The sequence below is a fragment of the Sphingomonas sp. BL-S-30 genome, assembly GCF_055521475.1.
Genome location: NZ_CM145481.1, coordinates 4,363,939 through 4,383,023 on the forward strand (window position 1 = coordinate 4,363,939; position 19,085 = coordinate 4,383,023).

At 66.5% G+C, this 19,085-nt stretch carries 19 protein-coding genes; 12 read left to right on the forward strand and 7 right to left on the reverse strand.

The window, feature by feature from the left end:
• Positions 1 to 32 precede the first annotated feature (32 nt).
• Positions 33 to 866 carry a pantoate--beta-alanine ligase gene (gene panC / locus ACZ1I5_RS20385; protein WP_465171060.1) on the reverse strand — a complete coding sequence of 278 codons (834 nt, stop codon included), beginning with the start codon at positions 864 to 866 and terminating at the stop codon, positions 33 to 35.
• Positions 867 to 965: 99 nt separating this feature from the next.
• On the opposite strand from panC, the gene ACZ1I5_RS20390 reads away from it, so the two are divergent.
• From ACZ1I5_RS20390 to ACZ1I5_RS20415, 6 genes are all read left to right on the forward strand, one after another.
• On the forward strand, positions 966 to 1,760 hold the full coding sequence (locus tag ACZ1I5_RS20390; RefSeq protein WP_465171061.1) for a division plane positioning ATPase MipZ: 795 nt from the start codon (positions 966 to 968) through the stop codon (positions 1,758 to 1,760).
• The gene (locus ACZ1I5_RS20395) at positions 1,760 to 2,014 is read left to right on the forward strand and encodes a J domain-containing protein (RefSeq protein ID WP_465171062.1); all 255 of its coding nucleotides are present in this window, start codon (positions 1,760 to 1,762) and stop codon (positions 2,012 to 2,014) included. The genes ACZ1I5_RS20390 and ACZ1I5_RS20395 overlap by 1 nt, the downstream gene beginning before the upstream one ends.
• 70 nt (positions 2,015 to 2,084) lie before the next feature.
• Entirely contained in the window at positions 2,085 to 3,467 is a 1,383-nt protein-coding gene (gene pgmG, locus ACZ1I5_RS20400; protein WP_465171063.1) for a phosphoglucomutase/phosphomannomutase PgmG, read from the forward strand.
• Between the two features lie 79 nt (positions 3,468 to 3,546).
• Entirely contained in the window at positions 3,547 to 4,308 is a 762-nt protein-coding gene (locus ACZ1I5_RS20405; protein ID WP_465171064.1) for a 3'-5' exonuclease, read from the forward strand.
• An 88-nt stretch (positions 4,309 to 4,396) separates the two neighbouring features.
• Positions 4,397 to 5,905, forward strand: coding sequence for a sensor histidine kinase (locus ACZ1I5_RS20410; protein WP_465171065.1), 1,509 nt, complete (start codon positions 4,397 to 4,399; stop codon positions 5,903 to 5,905).
• On the forward strand, positions 5,906 to 6,355 hold the full coding sequence (locus ACZ1I5_RS20415; RefSeq protein WP_465171066.1) for a response regulator: 450 nt from the start codon (positions 5,906 to 5,908) through the stop codon (positions 6,353 to 6,355).
• Here the strand turns inward: ACZ1I5_RS20415 and ACZ1I5_RS20420 are convergent, their stop codons facing one another.
• From ACZ1I5_RS20420 to ACZ1I5_RS20435, 4 genes are all read right to left on the reverse strand, one after another.
• Entirely contained in the window at positions 6,356 to 7,366 is a 1,011-nt protein-coding gene (locus ACZ1I5_RS20420; RefSeq protein WP_465171067.1) for a histone deacetylase family protein, read from the reverse strand.
• The gene (gene nhaA / locus ACZ1I5_RS20425) at positions 7,366 to 8,568 is read right to left on the reverse strand and encodes a Na+/H+ antiporter NhaA (RefSeq protein ID WP_465171068.1); all 1,203 of its coding nucleotides are present in this window, start codon (positions 8,566 to 8,568) and stop codon (positions 7,366 to 7,368) included. Before nhaA ends, ACZ1I5_RS20420 begins: the two co-directional genes overlap by 1 nt.
• A 173-nt stretch (positions 8,569 to 8,741) precedes the next feature.
• Positions 8,742 to 9,224 (reverse strand): N-acetyltransferase family protein, encoded by a 483-nt coding sequence (locus tag ACZ1I5_RS20430; protein WP_465171069.1) that lies wholly within the window; start codon positions 9,222 to 9,224, stop codon positions 8,742 to 8,744.
• A 10-nt stretch (positions 9,225 to 9,234) separates the two neighbouring features.
• On the reverse strand, positions 9,235 to 10,818 hold the full coding sequence (locus ACZ1I5_RS20435; RefSeq protein ID WP_465171070.1) for a lysine--tRNA ligase: 1,584 nt from the start codon (positions 10,816 to 10,818) through the stop codon (positions 9,235 to 9,237).
• 51 nt (positions 10,819 to 10,869) lie between these two features.
• Between ACZ1I5_RS20435 and ACZ1I5_RS20440 the strand changes: the two genes are divergently transcribed.
• From ACZ1I5_RS20440 to ACZ1I5_RS20450, 3 genes are all read left to right on the forward strand, one after another.
• Complete coding sequence (locus tag ACZ1I5_RS20440; protein ID WP_465171071.1) at positions 10,870 to 11,442, forward strand: Uma2 family endonuclease; 573 nt, start codon at positions 10,870 to 10,872, stop codon at positions 11,440 to 11,442.
• Positions 11,443 to 11,633: 191 nt separating this feature from the next.
• Positions 11,634 to 14,336 (forward strand): ATP-dependent DNA helicase, encoded by a 2,703-nt coding sequence (locus ACZ1I5_RS20445; RefSeq protein ID WP_465171072.1) that lies wholly within the window; start codon positions 11,634 to 11,636, stop codon positions 14,334 to 14,336.
• A gap of 17 nt (positions 14,337 to 14,353) precedes the next feature.
• Positions 14,354 to 14,896, forward strand: a complete 543-nt coding sequence (locus ACZ1I5_RS20450; RefSeq protein WP_465171073.1) for a SixA phosphatase family protein — start codon at positions 14,354 to 14,356, stop codon at positions 14,894 to 14,896.
• Positions 14,897 to 14,950: 54 nt separating this feature from the next.
• Here the strand turns inward: ACZ1I5_RS20450 and ACZ1I5_RS20455 are convergent, their stop codons facing one another.
• The gene (locus ACZ1I5_RS20455; RefSeq protein ID WP_465171074.1) at positions 14,951 to 15,361 is read right to left on the reverse strand and encodes a DUF1801 domain-containing protein; all 411 of its coding nucleotides are present in this window, start codon (positions 15,359 to 15,361) and stop codon (positions 14,951 to 14,953) included.
• A gap of 71 nt (positions 15,362 to 15,432) precedes the next feature.
• Here ACZ1I5_RS20455 and ACZ1I5_RS20460 point away from each other — a divergent pair, with 71 nt between their 5' ends.
• Positions 15,433 to 16,743, forward strand: coding sequence for an MATE family efflux transporter (locus tag ACZ1I5_RS20460; RefSeq protein WP_465171075.1), 1,311 nt, complete (start codon positions 15,433 to 15,435; stop codon positions 16,741 to 16,743).
• Positions 16,744 to 16,881: 138 nt separating this feature from the next.
• Positions 16,882 to 17,109: a hypothetical protein gene (locus tag ACZ1I5_RS20465; RefSeq protein ID WP_465171076.1), complete on the forward strand. Its 228-nt coding sequence runs from the start codon at positions 16,882 to 16,884 to the stop codon at positions 17,107 to 17,109.
• Here the strand turns inward: ACZ1I5_RS20465 and ACZ1I5_RS20470 are convergent.
• Positions 17,106 to 17,429: a hypothetical protein gene (locus ACZ1I5_RS20470; RefSeq protein WP_465171077.1), complete on the reverse strand. Its 324-nt coding sequence runs from the start codon at positions 17,427 to 17,429 to the stop codon at positions 17,106 to 17,108. The two genes, ACZ1I5_RS20465 and ACZ1I5_RS20470, sit on opposite strands and share 4 nt — an antisense overlap.
• Positions 17,430 to 17,788: 359 nt before the next feature.
• Between ACZ1I5_RS20470 and ACZ1I5_RS20475 the strand changes: the two genes are divergently transcribed.
• Positions 17,789 to 19,009, forward strand: a complete 1,221-nt coding sequence (locus tag ACZ1I5_RS20475; protein ID WP_465171078.1) for an argininosuccinate synthase — start codon at positions 17,789 to 17,791, stop codon at positions 19,007 to 19,009.
• The last annotated feature ends 76 nt before the right edge of the window (positions 19,010 to 19,085 follow it).

The following is a 19,085-nucleotide window of genomic DNA, read 5'->3' on the forward strand; positions in this document are numbered from 1 at the left end:
GCGATGCTATGCCGTTTCCGGCCGAACGTCGATCACACCGCGATATTGTCGATCAGACGCGTCGTGCCCATCCTCGCCGCGGCCAGCAGGCGGCGCGGGCGATCCGGACCGGGCGCTTCCCTCAGCGTCTCGGCATCGACCAGCGTGACATAATCGACCTCGAACCCGGCGGCGCTCAGCGAGTCGCGCGCGGTGGCCAGCACGGCCGCGACGTCGTCGCCCTTGTCGATGCCCTTCGCCGCGACGCCGAGCGCGCGCGGCAACGCCACCGCGCGGCTGCGCTGCTCGTCGTCGAGATAGACGTTGCGCGACGAGAGCGCGAGGCCGTCATCCTCGCGCTGGGTGGGCACGCCCATGATGTCGATCCCGAAATCCAGATCGGCGACCATGCGGCGAATCACCGCGAGCTGCTGATAATCCTTCTCGCCGAACCAGGCGATGTCGGGCCGGACCTGGTTGAACAGCTTCGCCACGACCGTCGCGACCCCGTCGAAATGGCCGGGCCGCGCGGCGCCATCGAGCCCTTCGCTGACGCCGGCGACCGAGACGTTGGTGGCGAAGCCTTCCGGGTACATCGCCTCGACCGGGGGCATCCACAACAGATCGCAGCCGGCCTCCTTCAACATGCGCGTGTCGGCGGTCTCCTTGCGGGGGTAGCGCGACAGGTCCTCATTGGGCCCGAACTGCTTCGGATTGACGAAGATCGACGCGACGACGCGCGTGCCGGGCCGCCTGGCCGCTTCGATCAGCGACATGTGGCCGGCATGCAGCGCGCCCATGGTCGGGACCAGCGCGATCACCGCCCCTTCGCCGCGGAACGCCGCAATCTCGGCACGGAGCAGATCGAGGTGACGGATGGTTTGCACGCGTGAAGGGCCTTCGATAAGGACGGGGTGACGGGCCGGGCCTTCTATGGGGGGTGGCGCGACCGATCAATACGGCCATTCATCAGGGACACGAGCGACTTGTCGACGGTTGCACAGAAGCCACATATCATCGTGTTCGCCAACGAGAAGGGCGGGACCGGCAAATCGACGACCGCCGTCCATGTCGCGATCGCGCTGGAGGCCCGCGGCGCGCGGGTTTCGGCGTTCGATCTCGATCATCGGCAGCGGACCATGGGCCGCTATCTCGACAACCGCGAGGCGACCGCCAAGCGCACCGGGCGCGAGCTGAACGTCCCCCGCCACGCGACGCATGACGGGGAAAGCCTGGCGCGCTTCACCGAGACGCTGGATGCGCTTTCCAGCGGCACCGACTTCCTGGTGATCGACACGCCCGGCCGCGACGACCGGTTCGCGCGGATGGCGGCGCAGAAGGCCGACACGCTGGTCACGCCGATGAACGACAGCTTCGTCGATTTCGACCTGATCGGCCAGGTCGACCCGGTCACCTACAAGGTCACGCGCCCGAGCTTCTATGCCGAACTCATCTGGGACGCGCGCAAGGCAAGGGCGAAGGCCGACGGATCGACGATCGACTGGGTCGTGCTGCGCAACCGCCTCCAGCATATCGAGGCGCGCAACATGCGCCGCGTGTCCGAGGCGCTCGACCAGCTGGCCAAGCGGGTCGGTTTCCGCATCATCCCCGGACTGGGCGAGCGCGTGATCTACCGTGAGCTGTTCCCCAAGGGCCTGACCATGCTCGACGCGCGGGAATTCGGCGAAATGGGCCTGGCCCATGTCGCCGCGCGGCAGGAGCTGCGCGAGATGATGGCGGCGCTCGGCCTGCCCGAGCCCGCGATGCCGTTGTTCGCCTGATGGCGAAGATCCTCTTTATCGGCGCGGTGCTGTTCGGCCTGTGGCTGTTGTTGCGCAAGACTCAGCCGGCGCCGACGGTCGACGAGAAGGAGGCGCGCGCCATCCTTGGCGTCGACCGCACCGCCGACGCCGACGCGATCCGCGCCGCCCATCGCCGGCTGGTCGCCGCCGTCCACCCCGATCGCGGGGGATCGGTCGAGCTGGCGCGGCGGATCAATGCGGCGCGCGACGTGCTGCTCAAAAAGCGCGGCTGAACCCTTTTCTTGCAATGACCTTTTCCGGCGCTTCGCTATTGGGCGCAGAACATGATGAACAGGAGGACCGATGACGCACCGCTTCGACCCCACGTCCCTGCGCGAATATGACATTCGAGGCATTGTCGGAAAAACGCTCGGCCCGGCCGATGCCAATGCGATCGGCCGCGGTTTCGCCACGCGGGTGCGGCGCGCCGGCGGCACCCGCGTCGCGGTCGGCTATGACGGCCGCATCTCCTCGCCCGAACTCGAGGCAGCGCTGATCGCCGGCCTGACGGCGAGCGGCGTCGATGTCGTGCGCGTCGGCATGGGGCCGACCCCGATGCTCTATTATGCCGAGGCGATCCTGGAGGTTGATGGCGGTGTCCAGATCACCGGCAGCCATAATCCGGGCAATTACAACGGCTTCAAGATGGTGCTGCAGCATGCGCCGTTTTTCGGCGCCGACATCCAGGATCTGGGCAAGCTGGCCGAAGAGGGCGATTGGGAAGAGGGCGAAGGCACCGTTTCCGACTTCGACATCGAAGACGATTATGTCGGGCGCCTGATGGCGGGCTATGCCGGCGGCGCCTACCGGATCGGCTGGGACGCGGGCAACGGCGCCGCCGGCCCGGTGATCGAGAAGCTGACCAAGCTGCTGCCGGGCGAGCATCACCTGCTGTTCACCGAGGTGGACGGCAATTTCCCCAACCACCATCCGGATCCCACCGAGGAAAAGAACCTCGCCGACCTGAAGCGTCTCGTTGCCGAGAAGCAGCTCGATTTCGGGCTCGCCTTCGATGGCGATGGCGACCGGATCGGCGCGATCGACGGCGAGGGCCGGGTGATCTGGGGCGACCAGCTCCTGTCGATCCTTGCCGAGCCGGTGCTGAAGGAATTGCCCGGATCGACGATCATCGCCGATGTGAAGGCGAGCCAGGCGCTCTACGACCGGATCGCGGAACTCGGCGGCGAACCGTTGATGTGGAAGACCGGCCACAGCCTGATCAAGATGAAGATGAAGGAGACCGACTCCCCGCTGGCCGGCGAGATGAGCGGGCATATCTTCTTCGCGCATGACTATTACGGGTTCGACGATGCGCAATATGCCGCAGTCCGACTGATCCGCGCCGTGCACATGATCGGCAAGTCGATGACCGAGATCCGCGGCGCGATGCCGGCGATGGTCAACACGCCCGAAATGCGGTTCCAGGTCGATGAGAGCCGCAAGTTCGCGGTGGTCGACGAAGTGCTCGACCGGCTCGAGGCCGAGGGCGCCGAGGTCAATCGCACTGACGGCGCGCGGGTCAACACGCCGGACGGCTGGTGGCTGTTGCGTGCCTCCAACACCCAGGACGTGCTGGTCGCGCGGGCCGAGGCGAAGGACCAGGCCGGGCTCGACCGGCTGATGGCGATGATCGACGCGCAGCTTGCCGCGAGCGGGATCGTGCGCGGGGAACAGGCGGGACATTGAGCCTTTTCCGGGCCCCTCCCCTCACGGGGAGGGGCTTTAGGGACTCGCATTCCGCGGCCCAAACCGCCACGTAAGGGCGATGCCTCCCCCGCCGCCCCAGCTTATCCGTGTCGTCGATCTCGAGACCACCGGTCCGGCCCCGCCGGCGCACGGCGTGTGCGAGATCGGATGGCAGGATGTCGCGCTCGGTGCCGATGGGCGCTGGGAATTGCACGGCGAGGGCGGTAGCCGGCTGGTCAATCCGGGCCGGCAAATCCCGCCGATCACGCAGGCGATCCACCATATCCTCGACGAGCAGGTCGCCGATGCGCCCTACTGGCACGACGTGGCGCGTGCCGTGCTCGATCCCTGGCCGCGCCGTCTGGCGCTGGCCGCGCACCGCTCCACCGCTGAGCTTGAATTCTGCACGCCCGCTTTGACACGAAACGCGGATTGGGTGTGCACTTGGAAATGCGCGATGAGGCTCTGGCCCGATTGCCCGAGCTTCTCCAACCAGGTGCTGCGTTACTGGCGCAAGCCCGAGGGGATCGAGCATGAGCGCGGCCTGCCCGCGCACCGCGCCTTTCCCGACGCCTATGTCACCGCCTTCCATTTGCGCGACATGCTCAACCAGGTCGGGCTGCCGCAGCTGATCGAATGGTCCAACCAGCCCGGCCTGCTGCCCCGCGTGCGCCAGGGCCCCGATCGCGGTAAGGACTGGCGCGAGATCGAGGATGAATCGCTCGCGCGCTTTCTCGGCGACCGCGACATCGACGTGCGCTTCACCGCGGAGACGGAACTGGCGCGGCGCCGCGGTGGCGGCGCGGTCGGGCGGACGACGCTGCAGGGCGCCTTGTTCTAGAACCGAAATGACCTTGATTAATGTAGTGCCGCTGGTTCTGGTGTTCCGGGATCGTCGACTCTAGAAAACATCCATGGTGGAAAAGCCGATGCTAGAAGGGATTGCCCGCCGCTTGGGGTGGGCGAACCAGTCGATGGGCCGGTTCCTGATCGGGTGCATGGTGATCGGCTTCGCCAGCCTGAGCGCCGCCGGCATTGCCGCCATCTGGTCGACCGGCCGCAACCAGGAGCATATCCGCGCGGTCAACCACACTTATGAGGTCCAGCTGGCGATCGCTCGCGCCAACATTCTGGTCGAGCAGGCGGAATCGGTGCGGCGCGGCTATATCATCGCGAACCAGGCGGAATATCTGGCGAGCTACAAGACGATCGCCGCGCAGATTCCCGATGCACTGCGCCGGATCGATGCGCTGACCGCCGACAACCCGCGGGAAAACGCCAATCTCTCGCGTTTGCGCAGACTGGTCGCCGCGATCGAGCGACGCCGCGACGTCACCAACGCCCTGGTCGAGACCGGACGGGTCGAGGAAGCGATCCGCGCCTTCACCGACGAGACCACCGCGCGCCGGATGCGCAGCATCCGCGATCTCGGCAAGGCGATGGAGAGCGAGGAACAACGGCTGCTCGCGGACCGCGATGCCGATCAACAGGCGAGCGTGCGGACCTTTTACGTGACGATCGGCATCGCGGGCGCGCTGCTGTTGTTCGTTGCCATGGCATCGCTGCTGACGGTGCTGCGCTATACCCGCGATCTCGCCACCTCGCGCGATACGTTGCGCGACTTCGCCGAATCGCTCGAGGAGCTGGTCGCCGAGCGCACCGCCGACCTGACTCGCGCGAACGAGGAGATCCAGCGTTTCGCCTATATCGTCAGCCACGATCTGCGCGCGCCTCTGGTCAACATCATGGGCTTCACCGCCGAACTGGATGCCGCCGCCGCCGCGATCGTCGCGATGATCGATCGCGCCGAGACGGATGCACCGGCCGTCGTCACCGAAGAGGCCCGCGTCGCCGCGCGGCTGGACCTGCCCGAGGCGATCCGCTTCATCCGCACCTCGAGCGAGAAGATGGAGCGGCTGATCAACGCCATCCTCAAACTATCGCGCGAGGGGCGCCGCGTGATCGCCCCCGAACGGATCGACATGAATGTCCTGATCGCCTCGGTCGGTGCGAGCCTGCAGCATCTGCTCGATGATCAGAGGGCCCGGCTGGTGATCGATGGCACGCTGCCCGACATCGTCAGCGATCGGCTGGCGCTCGAGCAGATCTTCGCGAACCTGATCGAAAATGCCGTGAAATATCTTCGCCCCGGCCAGCCCGGCCTGATCGAGGTGCGCGGCGCGCGGCATGGCGCGCGCGTGACGCTCGAGGTCAGCGACAATGGCCGCGGCATCGCACCCTCAGACCATAACAGGGTCTTCGATCTGTTCCGCCGATCCGGAAATCAAGACCAACCGGGCGAGGGCATCGGCCTGGCACATGTGCGTACCTTGGCCTACCGCCTCGGCGGCGTTATCGATGTACGATCGGAGCCGGGCACGGGCGCGACCTTTCGACTGTCGCTTCCCGCGGCGCTCGCCGAAACACAGGGGCAATAGATGAAAGATCATCACTCCGTCAGCATCGTGATGATCGAAGACGACGAAGGACATGCCCGGCTGATCGAGAAGAATATCCGTCGTGCCGGCATTCTCAACGACATCGTCCATTTCACGGACGGCGCAAGCGCGCTCGACTATCTGCTCCACCATGAGAACGGCCCGTCACTGGGTGGCCGGGCGCTGATCCTGCTGGATCTCAACCTGCCGGACATGAACGGCACCGACGTCCTGGCACAGATCAAGGGCGCGCCGGCGCTGCGGCGCACCCCCGTCGTCGTGCTCACCACCACCGACGACAAGGCCGAGACCGACCGCTGCTATGATCTCGGCGCGAACGTCTACATCACCAAGCCGGTCAATTACGAAAACTTCGCCCAGGCAATCCGCCAGCTCGGGCTGTTCCTCTCAGTGATCACGGTCCCCGACGCGGAAGCGCAGCAGGGCTGATCAGGCGGAAAAGCCGGAAAGCAGGCTGGCGACGTTGCCGCCGAGCGCATCGACGGCATAGCCGCCCTCCATCGCGATCACGGTCGGCCAGCCGCGCGCGGCGATATCCCGGCCGAGCAGGGCATAATCGGCGGTCGCCAGCCGGAAGAAGGAGATCGGATCGCCCTCCCAGGTATCGGCGCCGAAGCTGACGATCAGCAGGTCCGGCGCGAAGCGCGCGATGGCATCGAGCGCCGCGCTTTGCGCCGCCCGGAAGGTCTCGAGTCCCGAGCCTTGCGGGAGCGGCAGGTTGAGCGTCGCGCCATCCCCCTCTCCCTCCCCGATCTCGTCGGCATGGCCCCAGAAAAAGGGATAGTCAGTCGCTGGATCGGCATGGATCGAGGCGTAGAAGACGTCGCCGCGCGTCCAGAAAATGTCCTGCGTGCCGTTGCCGTGGTGATAGTCGATATCGAGGATCGCGACCCGCTCGGCCCCCGCATCGCGCGCCGCCTGGGCGGCGATAGCGGCAGTGTTGAGGTAGCAATAGCCGCCGAGATAGTCGGCGCCGGCATGATGGCCGGGCGGCCGGCACAAGGCAAAGGCGGCGCGGTCCCCGCCGCGCACGGCGTCGAGCGCGGAGAGGACCGACTGAACGCTCCAATAGGCCGCGTCCCAGGTTTCCGCCGTCAGCGGCGTGGAGGCGTCGAGGCTGTAGCGGCCGGCAAGCGCGTCGATCCGGTCGAGCTTGAGCGCCCGCCTGGCAACGATCGGCCAGATATAACCGATCACGTCGCCCGGCCGCCCCGCCGCGGCCCAGCGCGCCGGCCCCTCTTTGAGGAAATCGAGATAGCCCGCGTCGTGCACCGCACGGATCGCGGCATCGCCGTGATCGACGGGTGCCTCCAGCGCGCCGAGCGTCTGCGCGATCGCTTCGGCGCGGATGGGCCGTTCGGCATAGTCGGTGAAGCCGCCATTGTGCAGCTCCTTGAGCGGCGCATGAGCGAGCTGGCGAGGATCGAAGAAACGGCGCATTATTTTCCCCTTGCAGGCGGCGCGAAGCGCAGGAGCAGGAATCCCCCCACCGCCGACAGGATCGAGCCCGCCAGCACGCCGATCTTCACTTCATCCATGATCGCGGCATTGCCGGGAAAGGCGAGGCCGCCGATGAACAGGCTCATGGTGAAGCCGATCCCGGCGAGCAGCGCGACGCCGTAGACCTGCACCCAGCTCGCTCCGCCGAGCGGCCTGGCCAGCCCCATGCGAACCGCGAGCCAGATGCTGCCGAAGATGCCGATCTGCTTGCCGAAGAACAGCGCCAGCGCGATGCCCAGCACGAGCGGCTCGACCAGGATCGACGGGCCGAGCCCGGCCAGCGACACACCGGCATTGGCGAAGCCGAACAGCGGCACCACCCCGTATGCGACCCAGGGATTGAGGGCATGTTCGAGCCGGTGGAGCGGGGAATTGTGATGATCGGGCGCGCCGGGCGAGCGGCGGATCGGAATCGTCATCGCCGCGACGACGCCGGCGATGGTGGCATGCACGCCCGACATCAGCACCAGCAGCCAGAGCAGGGCGAAACCGATCAGATAAGGCCAGAGCCGCACCACGCCGAAACGGTTCATTCCCCCCATGCCGCCCGCGACGATCGCCGCGCCGGCCAGCGCCAGCAGCGCCAGGCCGTGGCTGTAGAAGACCGCGATGATCGCGACCGCGCCCATATCGTCGACGATCGCGACAGTGGTCAGGAACAGCTTGAGCGAAGCGGGCACGCGCGGTCCGAGCAGCGCCAGCACCCCGATCGCGAAGGCGATGTCGGTCGCGGCGGGGATAGCCCAGCCGGCGCGCAGATCGGCCGCGCCGCCGGTGATGGCGAGATAGAGGATCGCCGGGCAGGTCATGCCCGCCGCAGCAGCGATGATCGGGAGGCGGCGTCGCTCCGCGCTGGCGAGCTGGCCGTCGACCAGCTCGCGCTTGATCTCGAGCCCGACGAGCAGGAAGAACAGCGCCATCAATGCATCGTTGATCCAGAGATGGACCGTCATCGGCCCGATCGCCGGCGCGAGCACGGGCCCCGTCTCGACATGCAGCAGGTGAAAATAGTCATGAGCAAGCGGCGAGTTGGCGGCGATCATCGCCAGCGCCGCCGCCGCGATCAGCAGGATGCCGCCCGCTGCCTCATCGGCGAGGAAATCGCGCAGGACCGAGGCGGGGGATCGTCGCTTTCCGGCCATCTGCGCATTCCTTTCGGGGAAGGTTATGGCGGTTTCTGGGTCCCGCTCGCAAGCGGAAGCGGCGGCAATCTCCCTCTCGCCCTGTGGGAGAGAGAAGGGTGAGAGGGCACTGGCTCGTGTTCCGAGCCTCACTCCCCCTCACCCTTCCCACAAGCGGAGAGGGAGAGATGGCGTCAAAGCTGCCGGAACATCACGAAGGCGTCGACGAACCCGTCTGTCGGATGCTCGAAGGCCAATGGCAGCGTTCCGACGATGTCGAAGCCAAGCGACAGCCAGAGCCGCACCGCCCGTATGTTGCTGCTCACCACGAAGTTGAACTGCATCGCGCGAAAGCCGCGCGACCGTGCGTGAGTGAGGGAATGCTCAGCCATGGACCGCGCGAGCCCGCGGCCCTGCGCATCGGCGTGAGTCATATAGCCGCAATTGGCGACATGCCCGCCGCCGCCGGCCTGGTTCGCCCGGAGATAATAGGTGCCGAGCACCCGGCCGCCCTCCTCGGCCACGAACGTCTCCTTGTCGGTAGCCAGCCAATAAGCGAGCGCGTCGGCCTCTGGCATGAGGCGGTCCAGCGCATAGGTTTCGCCAGCACGGATGACCGGGCCGATGATCGACCAGATCGCCGCGGCGTCCTCCGCCCGGGCCGGCCGGATCAGCATGAGCCTGTCGTCAGCGCGCCAGTGCTTCGGCGATCAGCTTGCGGCTGTTCTCGATGCCGTAAAGCGCGATGAAGCTGCCCATGCGCGGGCCCTGGCTCGAGCCGAGCAGGGTTTCGTACAGCGCCTTGAACCAGTCGCGCAGATTCTCGAAACCGCCGGTCTTGCCGATCTCATAGACCAGATTCTGGATCTCCTCGGCGCTCGCCTCGGGCGGCAGCGCGGCGAGATCGGCGTCGAGCTGCTGCAGCGCCGCCACTTCCACCCCCTCGGGCGCGCGGCGCTGAAGCGTCGGGGCAACGAAATCGCGGCCATAAGCGAGCGCGTGGCCGATCAGCCGGTCGAGCTCGGGATAGGCCTCGGGCGTGGCATCGGGCACGTAATTGGAGAGATAGCTCCACACCTGCTCCTTGGTCGCGTCACCCATCACCCCGACCAGGTTGAGCAGCAGGCCGAAAGTCACCGGCAGTTCGCCGGTCGGCATCTTGCCGTCATGGATATGATGGACCGGATTGCCGAGCTTCTCCTTCAGTTCCTGCCCGGCATAATTGCCGCGGAACTGCCAATATTCGTCCACCGCGCGCGGAATGACGCCCATGTGCAGCGACTTGGCCTTGCGCGGCTCGCGGTAGATATAGAAGGCGAGACTCTCCTCCGGGCCATAGGTCAGCCAGTCGTCGAGGCTGAGGCCGTTGCCCTTGGACTTCGAGATCTTCTCGCCCTTTTCGTCGAGGAACATCTCATAGGTGAGGCCCTCGGGCGGCCGGGCGCCGAGCACGCGGGTAATCTTCGAGGCCTGAGTGACGCTGTCGATCAGATCCTTGCCCGACATCTCGTAATCGACCTGAAGCGCGGTCCAGCGCATCGCCCAGTCGACCTTCCATTGCAGCTTGGCCATGCCACCCAGCGCCGACTGCTCGATCCGGTCGCCCTCATCGATGAAGGCGATAATGCCGGCCTCGGCATCGACCACTTCGACCGGCACCTGCAGCACTATGCCCGATTTCGGGCTGATCGGCAGGATCGGCGAATAGGTCGCGGCGCGCTCGGCGCGGAGCGTCGGCAGCATCACGTCCATGATCGCCTGGTAGCGCTGCAGGATCAGCTTCAGGGTCGGATCGAACCGGCCCGAGGCATATTCCACGGTCGAGGACAGGAATTCGTAGTCGAAGCCGTAACGATCGAGGAAATCGCGCAGCATCGCGTTGTTGTGGTGCGCGAAGCTTTCGAACTTCTCGAACGGATCGGGCACCCTGGTCAGCGGCTTGCCGAGATATTCGGTCAGCATCGCCTTGTTCGGGACATTGTCCGGCACTTTCCGAAGCCCGTCCATGTCGTCCGAAAAGGCAACGAGGCGGGTGGGCGTATCGCTGAGCGCGTGAAAGGCGTTGCGCACCATCGTCGTGCGCAGCACTTCGTTGAACGTGCCGATATGCGGCAGGCCCGAGGGGCCGTAGCCGGTCTCGAACAGGATCGGCGCACCCTGTTTGCCATCCGGATAGCGCTTGAGCAACTTGCGCGCCTCTTCATAGGGCCAGGCTTTGGACTCGAGGGCAGCAGACCTGAGGTCGGCGGGGCGGAGTTCGGGTGCAGTCATGCGGGCTCTTTGCCGATTTGGGGCCGCTGCCGCAAATGCTATACTCACCGCGTGACGTTGATCGCTCCCCTCAATGTGCCGCAGCCGGTCAAACTCCGGATCGAGGACTATGAGCTGTTGCTGCGCGCCGGCAGCTTTTCCCATCTTGCGAAGACCGAGTTGATCGAGGGGGTGATCGTCGAGACGAACGCGCAGTACCGACGGCATTCCTTTGCGAAGAACGAACTGACCTATCGCCTGCGCCGCGCGCTGGAGGCGCTGGGCTCTCCCTATTCGGCGCAGAGCGAAACGACGGTGGCGCTACCGCCCTATGGCGCGCCCGAGCCCGATGTCGTGCTCACCAGCGCCCCGCAAGGCGATGGCTATGTTCCGCTCGAGTCGGTCGCGCTGCTGATCGAGGTGTCCGACAGCACGATCAGCTACGATCTCGGCACCAAGGCGATGGTCTATGCCGCACATGGAATCCCGGAATATTGGGTCGTCGATCTGCCCGCGGCGCAGATTCATCAGCTCTGGCAACCCGTGGAAAGCGGATTCCGGAACAGCCGGTCCGTCGCGGTGGGCCAGCCACTGCAGAGCGCGACACTGCCCAACCTCTCAATCGAGACGAATGGAATCCTGTAACATCTGACGCCAGCGCTTCCCCGGCGAAGGCCGGGGTCCAGTTGGAGGACGTCAACGATGGGCGTTGCGCGTCGAACTACGGCCTTCCCAACTGGACCCCGGCCTCCGCCGGGGAAGGCAAGGGGGTTGGGCGCCCACCCAATGCGACGGGTCGCCGTTGCCATTTCGTTCCATTCGCGCGATGGGATGGCGTGGTCTCCCTCCCCCATCCCGCGCTGTATGCCAGCCATAGCGGCATCTGGATCGCCGATGCCGAGGGCACGCGGCCGATCGGGCGGGGCGAGGCGATCCGGATCGCGGCCGACACGCCAGTGATCGTGCTCAATGCGCCGCTGATCGCGCAGCGGCTGGGCTATGCCGATCTGTCGGGGCTCGATGTGCTCGAGCTGTTCGCGTTCCTCTGCCCGGCGCGCTTCATGGTGCCGACGCCGCGCGGGCTGGCGCGGGAGACCGGGCTTGAGGCGCCCGCGACCGACGCAGAGGTCGCCGCTTTCCTGCGCCGTGCCGCCGAGACATTACTCGACATGCCCAAGGGCGACTGGCCCGAGCGCGAAGGGGCCTGGACGGCGGCACAATCGCTGTTCCGGCTGCGCTGGACCTGGGCGCCGGTCGTTGCCGACCGGCTGGCGAAACCCGCAACCGCCGAGCGCTGGCTATTCTCGAAGCTGCCCGAATGGTCCGAAGTCGCGCCGCGCCCGGCGCCGCGCACGATCACGCTCGATCCGGAGGAGACTCAGGCCCGGCTGGCGCATCTGACCGGCAATGGCGCCGAGCAGCGCCCCGGCCAGCGCGCCTTCGCCCAGGCGGCGATGGAGGCGTTCGGCCCGCGCATGGTGCGCGACGCGCCGAACATGGTGCTTGCGGAAGCAGGCACGGGGATCGGCAAGACGCTCGGCTATCTCGCCCCCGCCTCGCTCTGGTCGGAAAAGGCGGGCGGCGCGGTATGGGTGTCGACCTTCACCAAGGCGCTGCAACGCCAATTGGGGCATGAGAGCGCGCGGCTGTTCCCCGATGCCGAAATCCGCAAGGCCAAGGTCGTCACGCGCAAGGGGCGGGAGAATTATCTCTGCCTGCTCAACCTGGAGGATGCGCTGCAGGGCGGCTTCGCCGGGCGCGCGGCGATCCTGGCGCAACTGGTCGCGCGCTGGGCGGCGTATAGTGCCGATGGCGACATGGTCGGGGGCGATTTGCCCGGCTGGCTGCCCACCTTGTTCCGGCGCAACGGATCGACCGCGCTGACTGACCGGCGCGGCGAATGCGTCTATGCCGGCTGCCCGCATTACCGGAAATGCTTCATCGAGCGCGCCGCCCGGGCGAGCGCCGAGGCCGATATCGTCATCGCCAACCATGCGCTGGTGATGGTCAACGCCGCGCGCGGCCGCGAGCTGGCGACCAGGCCGACCCGCTATGTGTTCGACGAGGGCCACCACATCTTCGACGCCGCGGATTCGATGTTTTCGACCGCGCTGACCGGGCAGGAGACGATCGAGCTACGGCGCTGGATCCTCGGCCCCGAATCGGGTGGACGCGGGCGGCGGCGCGGGCTGGCAGCGCGCCTCTCCGACGTAGCGAGCTATGATGAAGGTGGCGGCATCGCCATCGCCGAGGCGATCAAGGCCGCGGGCGCGCTCGCCGCGGACGGTTGGCTGCAGCGGTTGAGCGAAGGCGCGCCGTTCGGGCCGATCGAGACCTTGCTCGCGGCGGTGCGCGGCCTCGCTTATGCCCGTGCCGAGGCGGGGGGCGATGCGGGATACGGGCTGGAGACCGAACTTGCCGAGCCCGATCCGGCGCTGATCGAAGCCGCAGCACCCGCCGCGCATGCGCTCGATGCGCTGGTGCGGCCACTCGTCACGCTGGGCCGGCGGCTCGAAGCCGTGCTGGCGGAAGCGCCCGACTGGATGGACGGGCCAGCCCGGGCACGGATCGAAGGCGCGATCGCTTCGATCGGCTGGCGGGCCGAGACAGTGGCCGCCTGGCTGTCACTGCTCGCGCGGATCGGCGGGCCGGCGACACCCGATTATGTCGACTGGCTGGCGGTCGACCGGATCGAGGGGCGCGAATATGATATCGGGCTGCACCGCCACTGGCTCGACCCGAGCAAGCCCTTTGCCGAGACGGTGCTGAAACAGGCGCATGGCGCGCTGGTCACATCGGCCACGTTACGCGGCGGCGGCGACTGGGAGGTGGCCGAGGCGCGCACCGGGGCGCAGCATCTGATCCGCGGGGCGAGCCGGTTCGAGGCAGTCAGCCCGTTCGACTATGCGTCCCAGGCCGAAGTGCTGATCGTCACCGACGTGAAGCGCGGCGACATGGGGGCATTGGCCAATGCCTATGCGCGCCTCGGCGTCGCGTCGGGCGGCGGCATGCTGGGGTTGTTCACTGCGATTCGCCGGCTGCGCGGGGTGCATGCACGCATCGCCGACCGGCTCGCCCGTGACGGGCTGCCGCTCTACGCCCAGCATGTCGACCCGATCGATACGGGTACCCTGGTCGATATCTTTCGCGACGATGCCTCCGCCTCACTGCTCGGCACCGATGCGCTGCGCGACGGTGTCGACGTGCCGGGCCGGTCGCTGCGGCTTGTGGTGATGGAGGGCGTGCCCTGGCCCAAACCCACCGTGCTGCATGCGGCGCGGCGGCTGGCGGGGGGCGGCAGCGCCTATGACGACCGGATCGTGCGCGCCCGGCTGGCCCAGGCGTTCGGCCGGCTGATCCGGCGCGCCGACGATCATGGCATGTTCGTCCTGCTCTCCGCGGCGATGCCGTCGCGGCTGCTGACCGCCTTTCCGCCCGGCGTATCGGTGTCTCGCGTCACCCTCGATGAAGCGGTGGTGCGTGCGGGCCGTCTTCCTTCCTTCACGCAGCTAGGGCATGAGGCGCGCGAGGAAGCCTGACGGAGACGCTTGCCGGGATGAAGACGCTGACGCTCCTTCGCCATGCCAAATCGGGCTGGGACGATCCGGTGCTGCGCGATTTCGATCGGCCGCTCAACGGTAAGGGCAAGCGTGCCGCCCAATTGGTCGGGCGCAACTGGCGGACCCTGGGGCTGCGTTTCGACCAGGTCGTCGCCTCCCCCGCCGTGCGGGTGATGGAAACGATCGAGCAGGTCGCGACCGGTTACGGCGCGGCACTGGCCCCCGCCTGGGACCGGCGCATCTATCTCGCCTCCGCGACAACCTTGCTCGACGTGGTGCATGAGCTGCCCGAAGGCGCCGACGATGCGCTGCTGATCGGCCATAATCCGGGATTGGAGGACCTGGTGCTGCTGCTGGTGCCCGATTCGGACGAGCAGCCGCTGCGCGACGATGTCGAGACGAAGTTCCCGACCGCGAGCACCGCGCAATTATGTTTCGAGGTGGAGTCGTGGCGGGATATCGCAGCCGGCGGTGCGTCGCTGGCGCTGTTCGTGCGGCCGCGCGACCTGGATCCGGCACTGGGGCCGGACCTGGATTGAGCCGAAGGGTCATTATCTTCGCCACACAAGTCCGGAGGCGAAGGGAGGGCCCTCTTAGGCCGCCGATTTGAAGGCCCAGGACCGGGCGATCAGCTCCTCCAGCACCGCCCAGTCCACATCGGCCAGCGTCCTGATGTAGAGGCAGCCCTTGCCGAGCGAATGCTTGCCGAGCTTGGCCAGCAGCGCATCGCGGCCGGGCAGGCCGGCGGCGAGATAGAGCACGAGCTGCGCCTTGCGCGGCGAGAAGCCGATCCGGCAGATATGGCCTTCGCGCCCGCTCTCGTAACGGTAATGCACGCTGCCGAAGCCGATGATCGACGGTCCCCATAATATCGCCGGTTCGCCGGTGAGGCGCGCCATCATGTCGAGCAGGACGCGTCCGTCGGCCCGGCGCTGTTCGGGTTCGACCTTTGCCAGAAAGGCGTCGACGTTCGCGTCGGTCGCCTGAGTCTTGTTCTCGGCCATGGGTCACCTCATCCGAGTCGTGCGGACGCAAGGCTAGCGTGATGGTCCCGCGGTGCCTATCCGAAGCGCGCATGGCCATAATGCTGACCCGTCGCGCGATCTTCGCCCAGGCCTGGCCGATCATGCTCGGCCAGACGACCGTGCCGCTGGTCGGGCTGGTCGACACCGCGGTGATCGGGCGGACCGGCGATGCCGCCGCGCTCGCCGGGGTCGCGCTCGGCACGGTCGTGATCAACCTGATCTTCTGGACCTTCGGCTTCCTGCGCATGGGCATGACCGGGATGACCGCGCAGGCCGAAGGCGCGGGGGACGCGCCAGAGGTCGAGGCCATGCTGCTGCGCGGGGTGGCGGCGGGGTTCCTGCTGGGTGTCGCGCTGTTCGCGCTCCAGATCGTGCTGATCCCGCTTGCGCTGGAGACGATGGCGGGCGGCGGGGCGCTCGACGCGGCGGCGCATGGCTATGTCAGCGCGCGTTTCCTGGGGGCGCCGGCGAGCCTGGCGGTGTTCGCGATCAACGGCTGGCTGTTCGGCCTGGGCCGAACGCGCGCCGCGCTGGTGCTGCAGATCGTGATGAACCTCGTGAATATCGCGCTCGACCTGTTGTTCGTGTGGCATTTCCATCTGGGTGCGCGCGGTGTCGGGCTCGGCACGGCCAGCGCCGAATGGATCTCGCTGGCGGTCGGGCTGGTCATCGCCGGGCGCGGCATCGACTGGCGGCGCATGCTCTCGCCGGCGCTGTTCGGCGGCGGGGCGCTCAGGCGTCTGTTCGCGGTCAATGCCGACATCATGATCCGCACCATTGCTTTGCTGTCGCTGTTCCTGTGGTTCACCAATGCCGGCGCGCGGCTGGGCGAAACCGCGCTCGCGGCTAATTATGTGCTGTTGCAGTTCGTCAGCGTCGCCGCCTTCGTGCTCGATGGCTTCGCCTTCACCGCCGAGTCGCGCGTCGGGCAGGCGATCGGCGCACGGTCTCGACCGGCGATGGTCCGGGCAATCCGGCTGACCGGCGAATTCTCGCTGCTGGCGGGAATCGGCTTCGCGCTGGTCTTCTTCGCGGCGGGCCCGGCGCTGATCGGGTTTTTCGCGACCAATGCGGCGGTGCGGGCGCAGGCGATGGCGCTGTTGCCGTTCGCCGCGATCGTGCCCGCGATCGGCGTGCCTGCCTGGCTGCTCGACGGCATCTTCATCGGCGCCACCCGCGGCAAGGCGCTGCGCAACGCGGCGATCCTGGCGACCTGTCTGTATATTGCTACCGACCTGCTGTTCCGGCCGTTGGGCGAGACTGGCATCTGGTGGGCGTTCCTGGGGGGCTATCTCTACCGCGCCGGGGCACTCGGGTGGCATCTGCCCGGTCTGCTTGAGAGCCTCCGAACGGAAGACTGACGCTACGGAAAGGGTGCTACCAAAAGCGGCGCACCCGCCATTTCCGGCGTTTTTGTCTCTGCTTCGCATTGACGGGATTCCGGGCACAGTTTATTTGAATGTTCCGGTCCAATCGGACCCTCAGCTAGGAATATCGCGATGAGCAGTTCCCGTCCTGAGGGTAGGCAGGTCACGCTTCTCTTGGGTGCTGAGGCGACATCGGACTTGCAGTGGATTTCCAGGCAATATGGCGGAATTCCGCTGACCGACGTTATTCGTCGTGCCGTAGCGACCGAGAAATATCTGCTGCAGCAGCAATGCAACGGCGAGATGATTGTCCTTGAAAATCGCCAGACGGGTGATCAGCGCGAGTTGATTCTCCGTTAGCGCGCGGCGTTTTCGGATGCGAAGAAGAAGCCGATGACACTCGCAAAAATGGCGACGACCGGTGCGAGCACTACCAGGCCGAGATCCTTTGCGGTCTCGATTTCCAGCCTTCCGGTGACCACACCTATCAGGATCGCGACGGTCAAGGTCGCTATGAGCAGAAAAAGGCGAGTTGCTAGGCGGCTCCGCACTGCGTCGCGATGGTGCACATTCTCTTCGATGCGTCTCATTTCGCTGCGAAAATCGGGAATCTCGATGATCAGCGGCTCCGTGTAGCCCGCCTTATCCTTCCCGCCGATCTTATTCTCGATAGACATCATGACAAGGCTCCTCGCTAGAGGTCCACTTGACCAATGTGCCCGCCTTGGCGCCGCCAAACACCTATTCCGCCTCGACAATTCCCTGCCTTGGCGCGGGAAGGCGATGTCAATCGACCGAGTCTTTTCTGAAAAAGAGCGAAGCACGCCGCTTTTCCAGGTCTGTCGGTCGGGCCGAGTCGCGAACAACGCCATCGACCTGTGCTGCGTTTACCGTCGATCGGCGACTCGCCAGCGACCAGATCGTGACTCCTGTGTGACCGTCGCGAAAACCGATGGCTCGGTACGACGCGCGAGTTGCGGAGACGGCATTCCCTCCTTAGAGCGCGGGCCGATTTCCCAGCACCTTTGGAGCCGCCTTTATGACCGACAAGATCAACCGCGTCGTCCTCGCCTATTCGGGCGGGCTGGACACCAGCGTGATCCTGAAATGGCTCCAGCAGACCTATCAGTGCGAGGTGGTGACCTTCACCGCCGATCTCGGCCAGGGCGAGGAGCTCGAGCCTGCGCGCCGCAAGGCCGAAGCTGCCGGCGTGAAGCCCGAGCATATCTTTATCGACGACCTGCGCGAGGAATTCGTCGGCAACTACGTCTTCCCGATGATGCGCGCCAATGCGCTATACGAAGGCCTCTACCTTCTCGGCACCTCGATCGCCCGGCCGCTGATCGCCAAGCGCCAGATCGAGATCGCGAAGCTGGTCGGCGCCGACGCGGTCAGCCATGGCGCGACCGGCAAGGGCAACGACCAGGTCCGTTTCGAGCTCGGCTATTATGCGCTCGCGCCCGACATCAAGGTGATCGCGCCGTGGCGCGAATGGGATTTGACCAGCCGCACCCGGCTGATCGAATTCGCCGAGCAGCACCAGATCCAGGTATCGAAGGACAAGCGCGGCGAAGCGCCCTTCTCGACCGACGCGAACATCCTGCACACTTCGTCCGAGGGCAAGGTGCTCGAGGATCCGTGGGAGGAGGTGCCGGATTACGTCTATTCGCGCACCGTCAATCCCGAGGATGCGCCCGACCAGCCGGAATTCATCACGATCGATTTCGAGCGCGGCGACGGCGTCGCGGTGAACGGCGAGGCGATGTCGCCCGCCACCTTGCTGGCGAAGCTCAACGATCTCGGGCGCAAGCACGGCATCGGCCGGCTCGACCTGGTCGAGAATCGCTTCGTCGGCATGAAGTCGCGCGGCATGTACGAGACGCCGGGCGGCACCATCTATTATCTCGCGCATCGCGGCATCGAGCAGCTCACGCTCGATCGCGGCGCGGCGCATCTGAAGGACGAGTTGGCACCGCGTTATGCCGAGCTGATCTATAACGGCTTCTGGTTCTCGCCCGAGCGCGAGATGCTCCAGGCGGCGATCGATCATAGCCAGGAGAAGGTGGCGGGCACCGTCCGGCTCAAGCTCTACAAGGGCGGGGTCTATGTAGTCGGCCGCAAGTCGCCCAATTCGCTCTATTCGGAGAAGGTCGTGACCTTCGAGGACGATCAGGGCGCCTATGACCAGCGCGACGCGGCGGGCTTCATCAAGCTCAACGCGCTGCGCCTGCGCCTGCTCGGGCGCCGCGACCGGGAGTGATCCGGGCGCCGGGCGACGATCGGCCCAGCGTCATCGCCCCTAACTCCGCCTTAACCTGACCGCGCTAGGCCCGTCT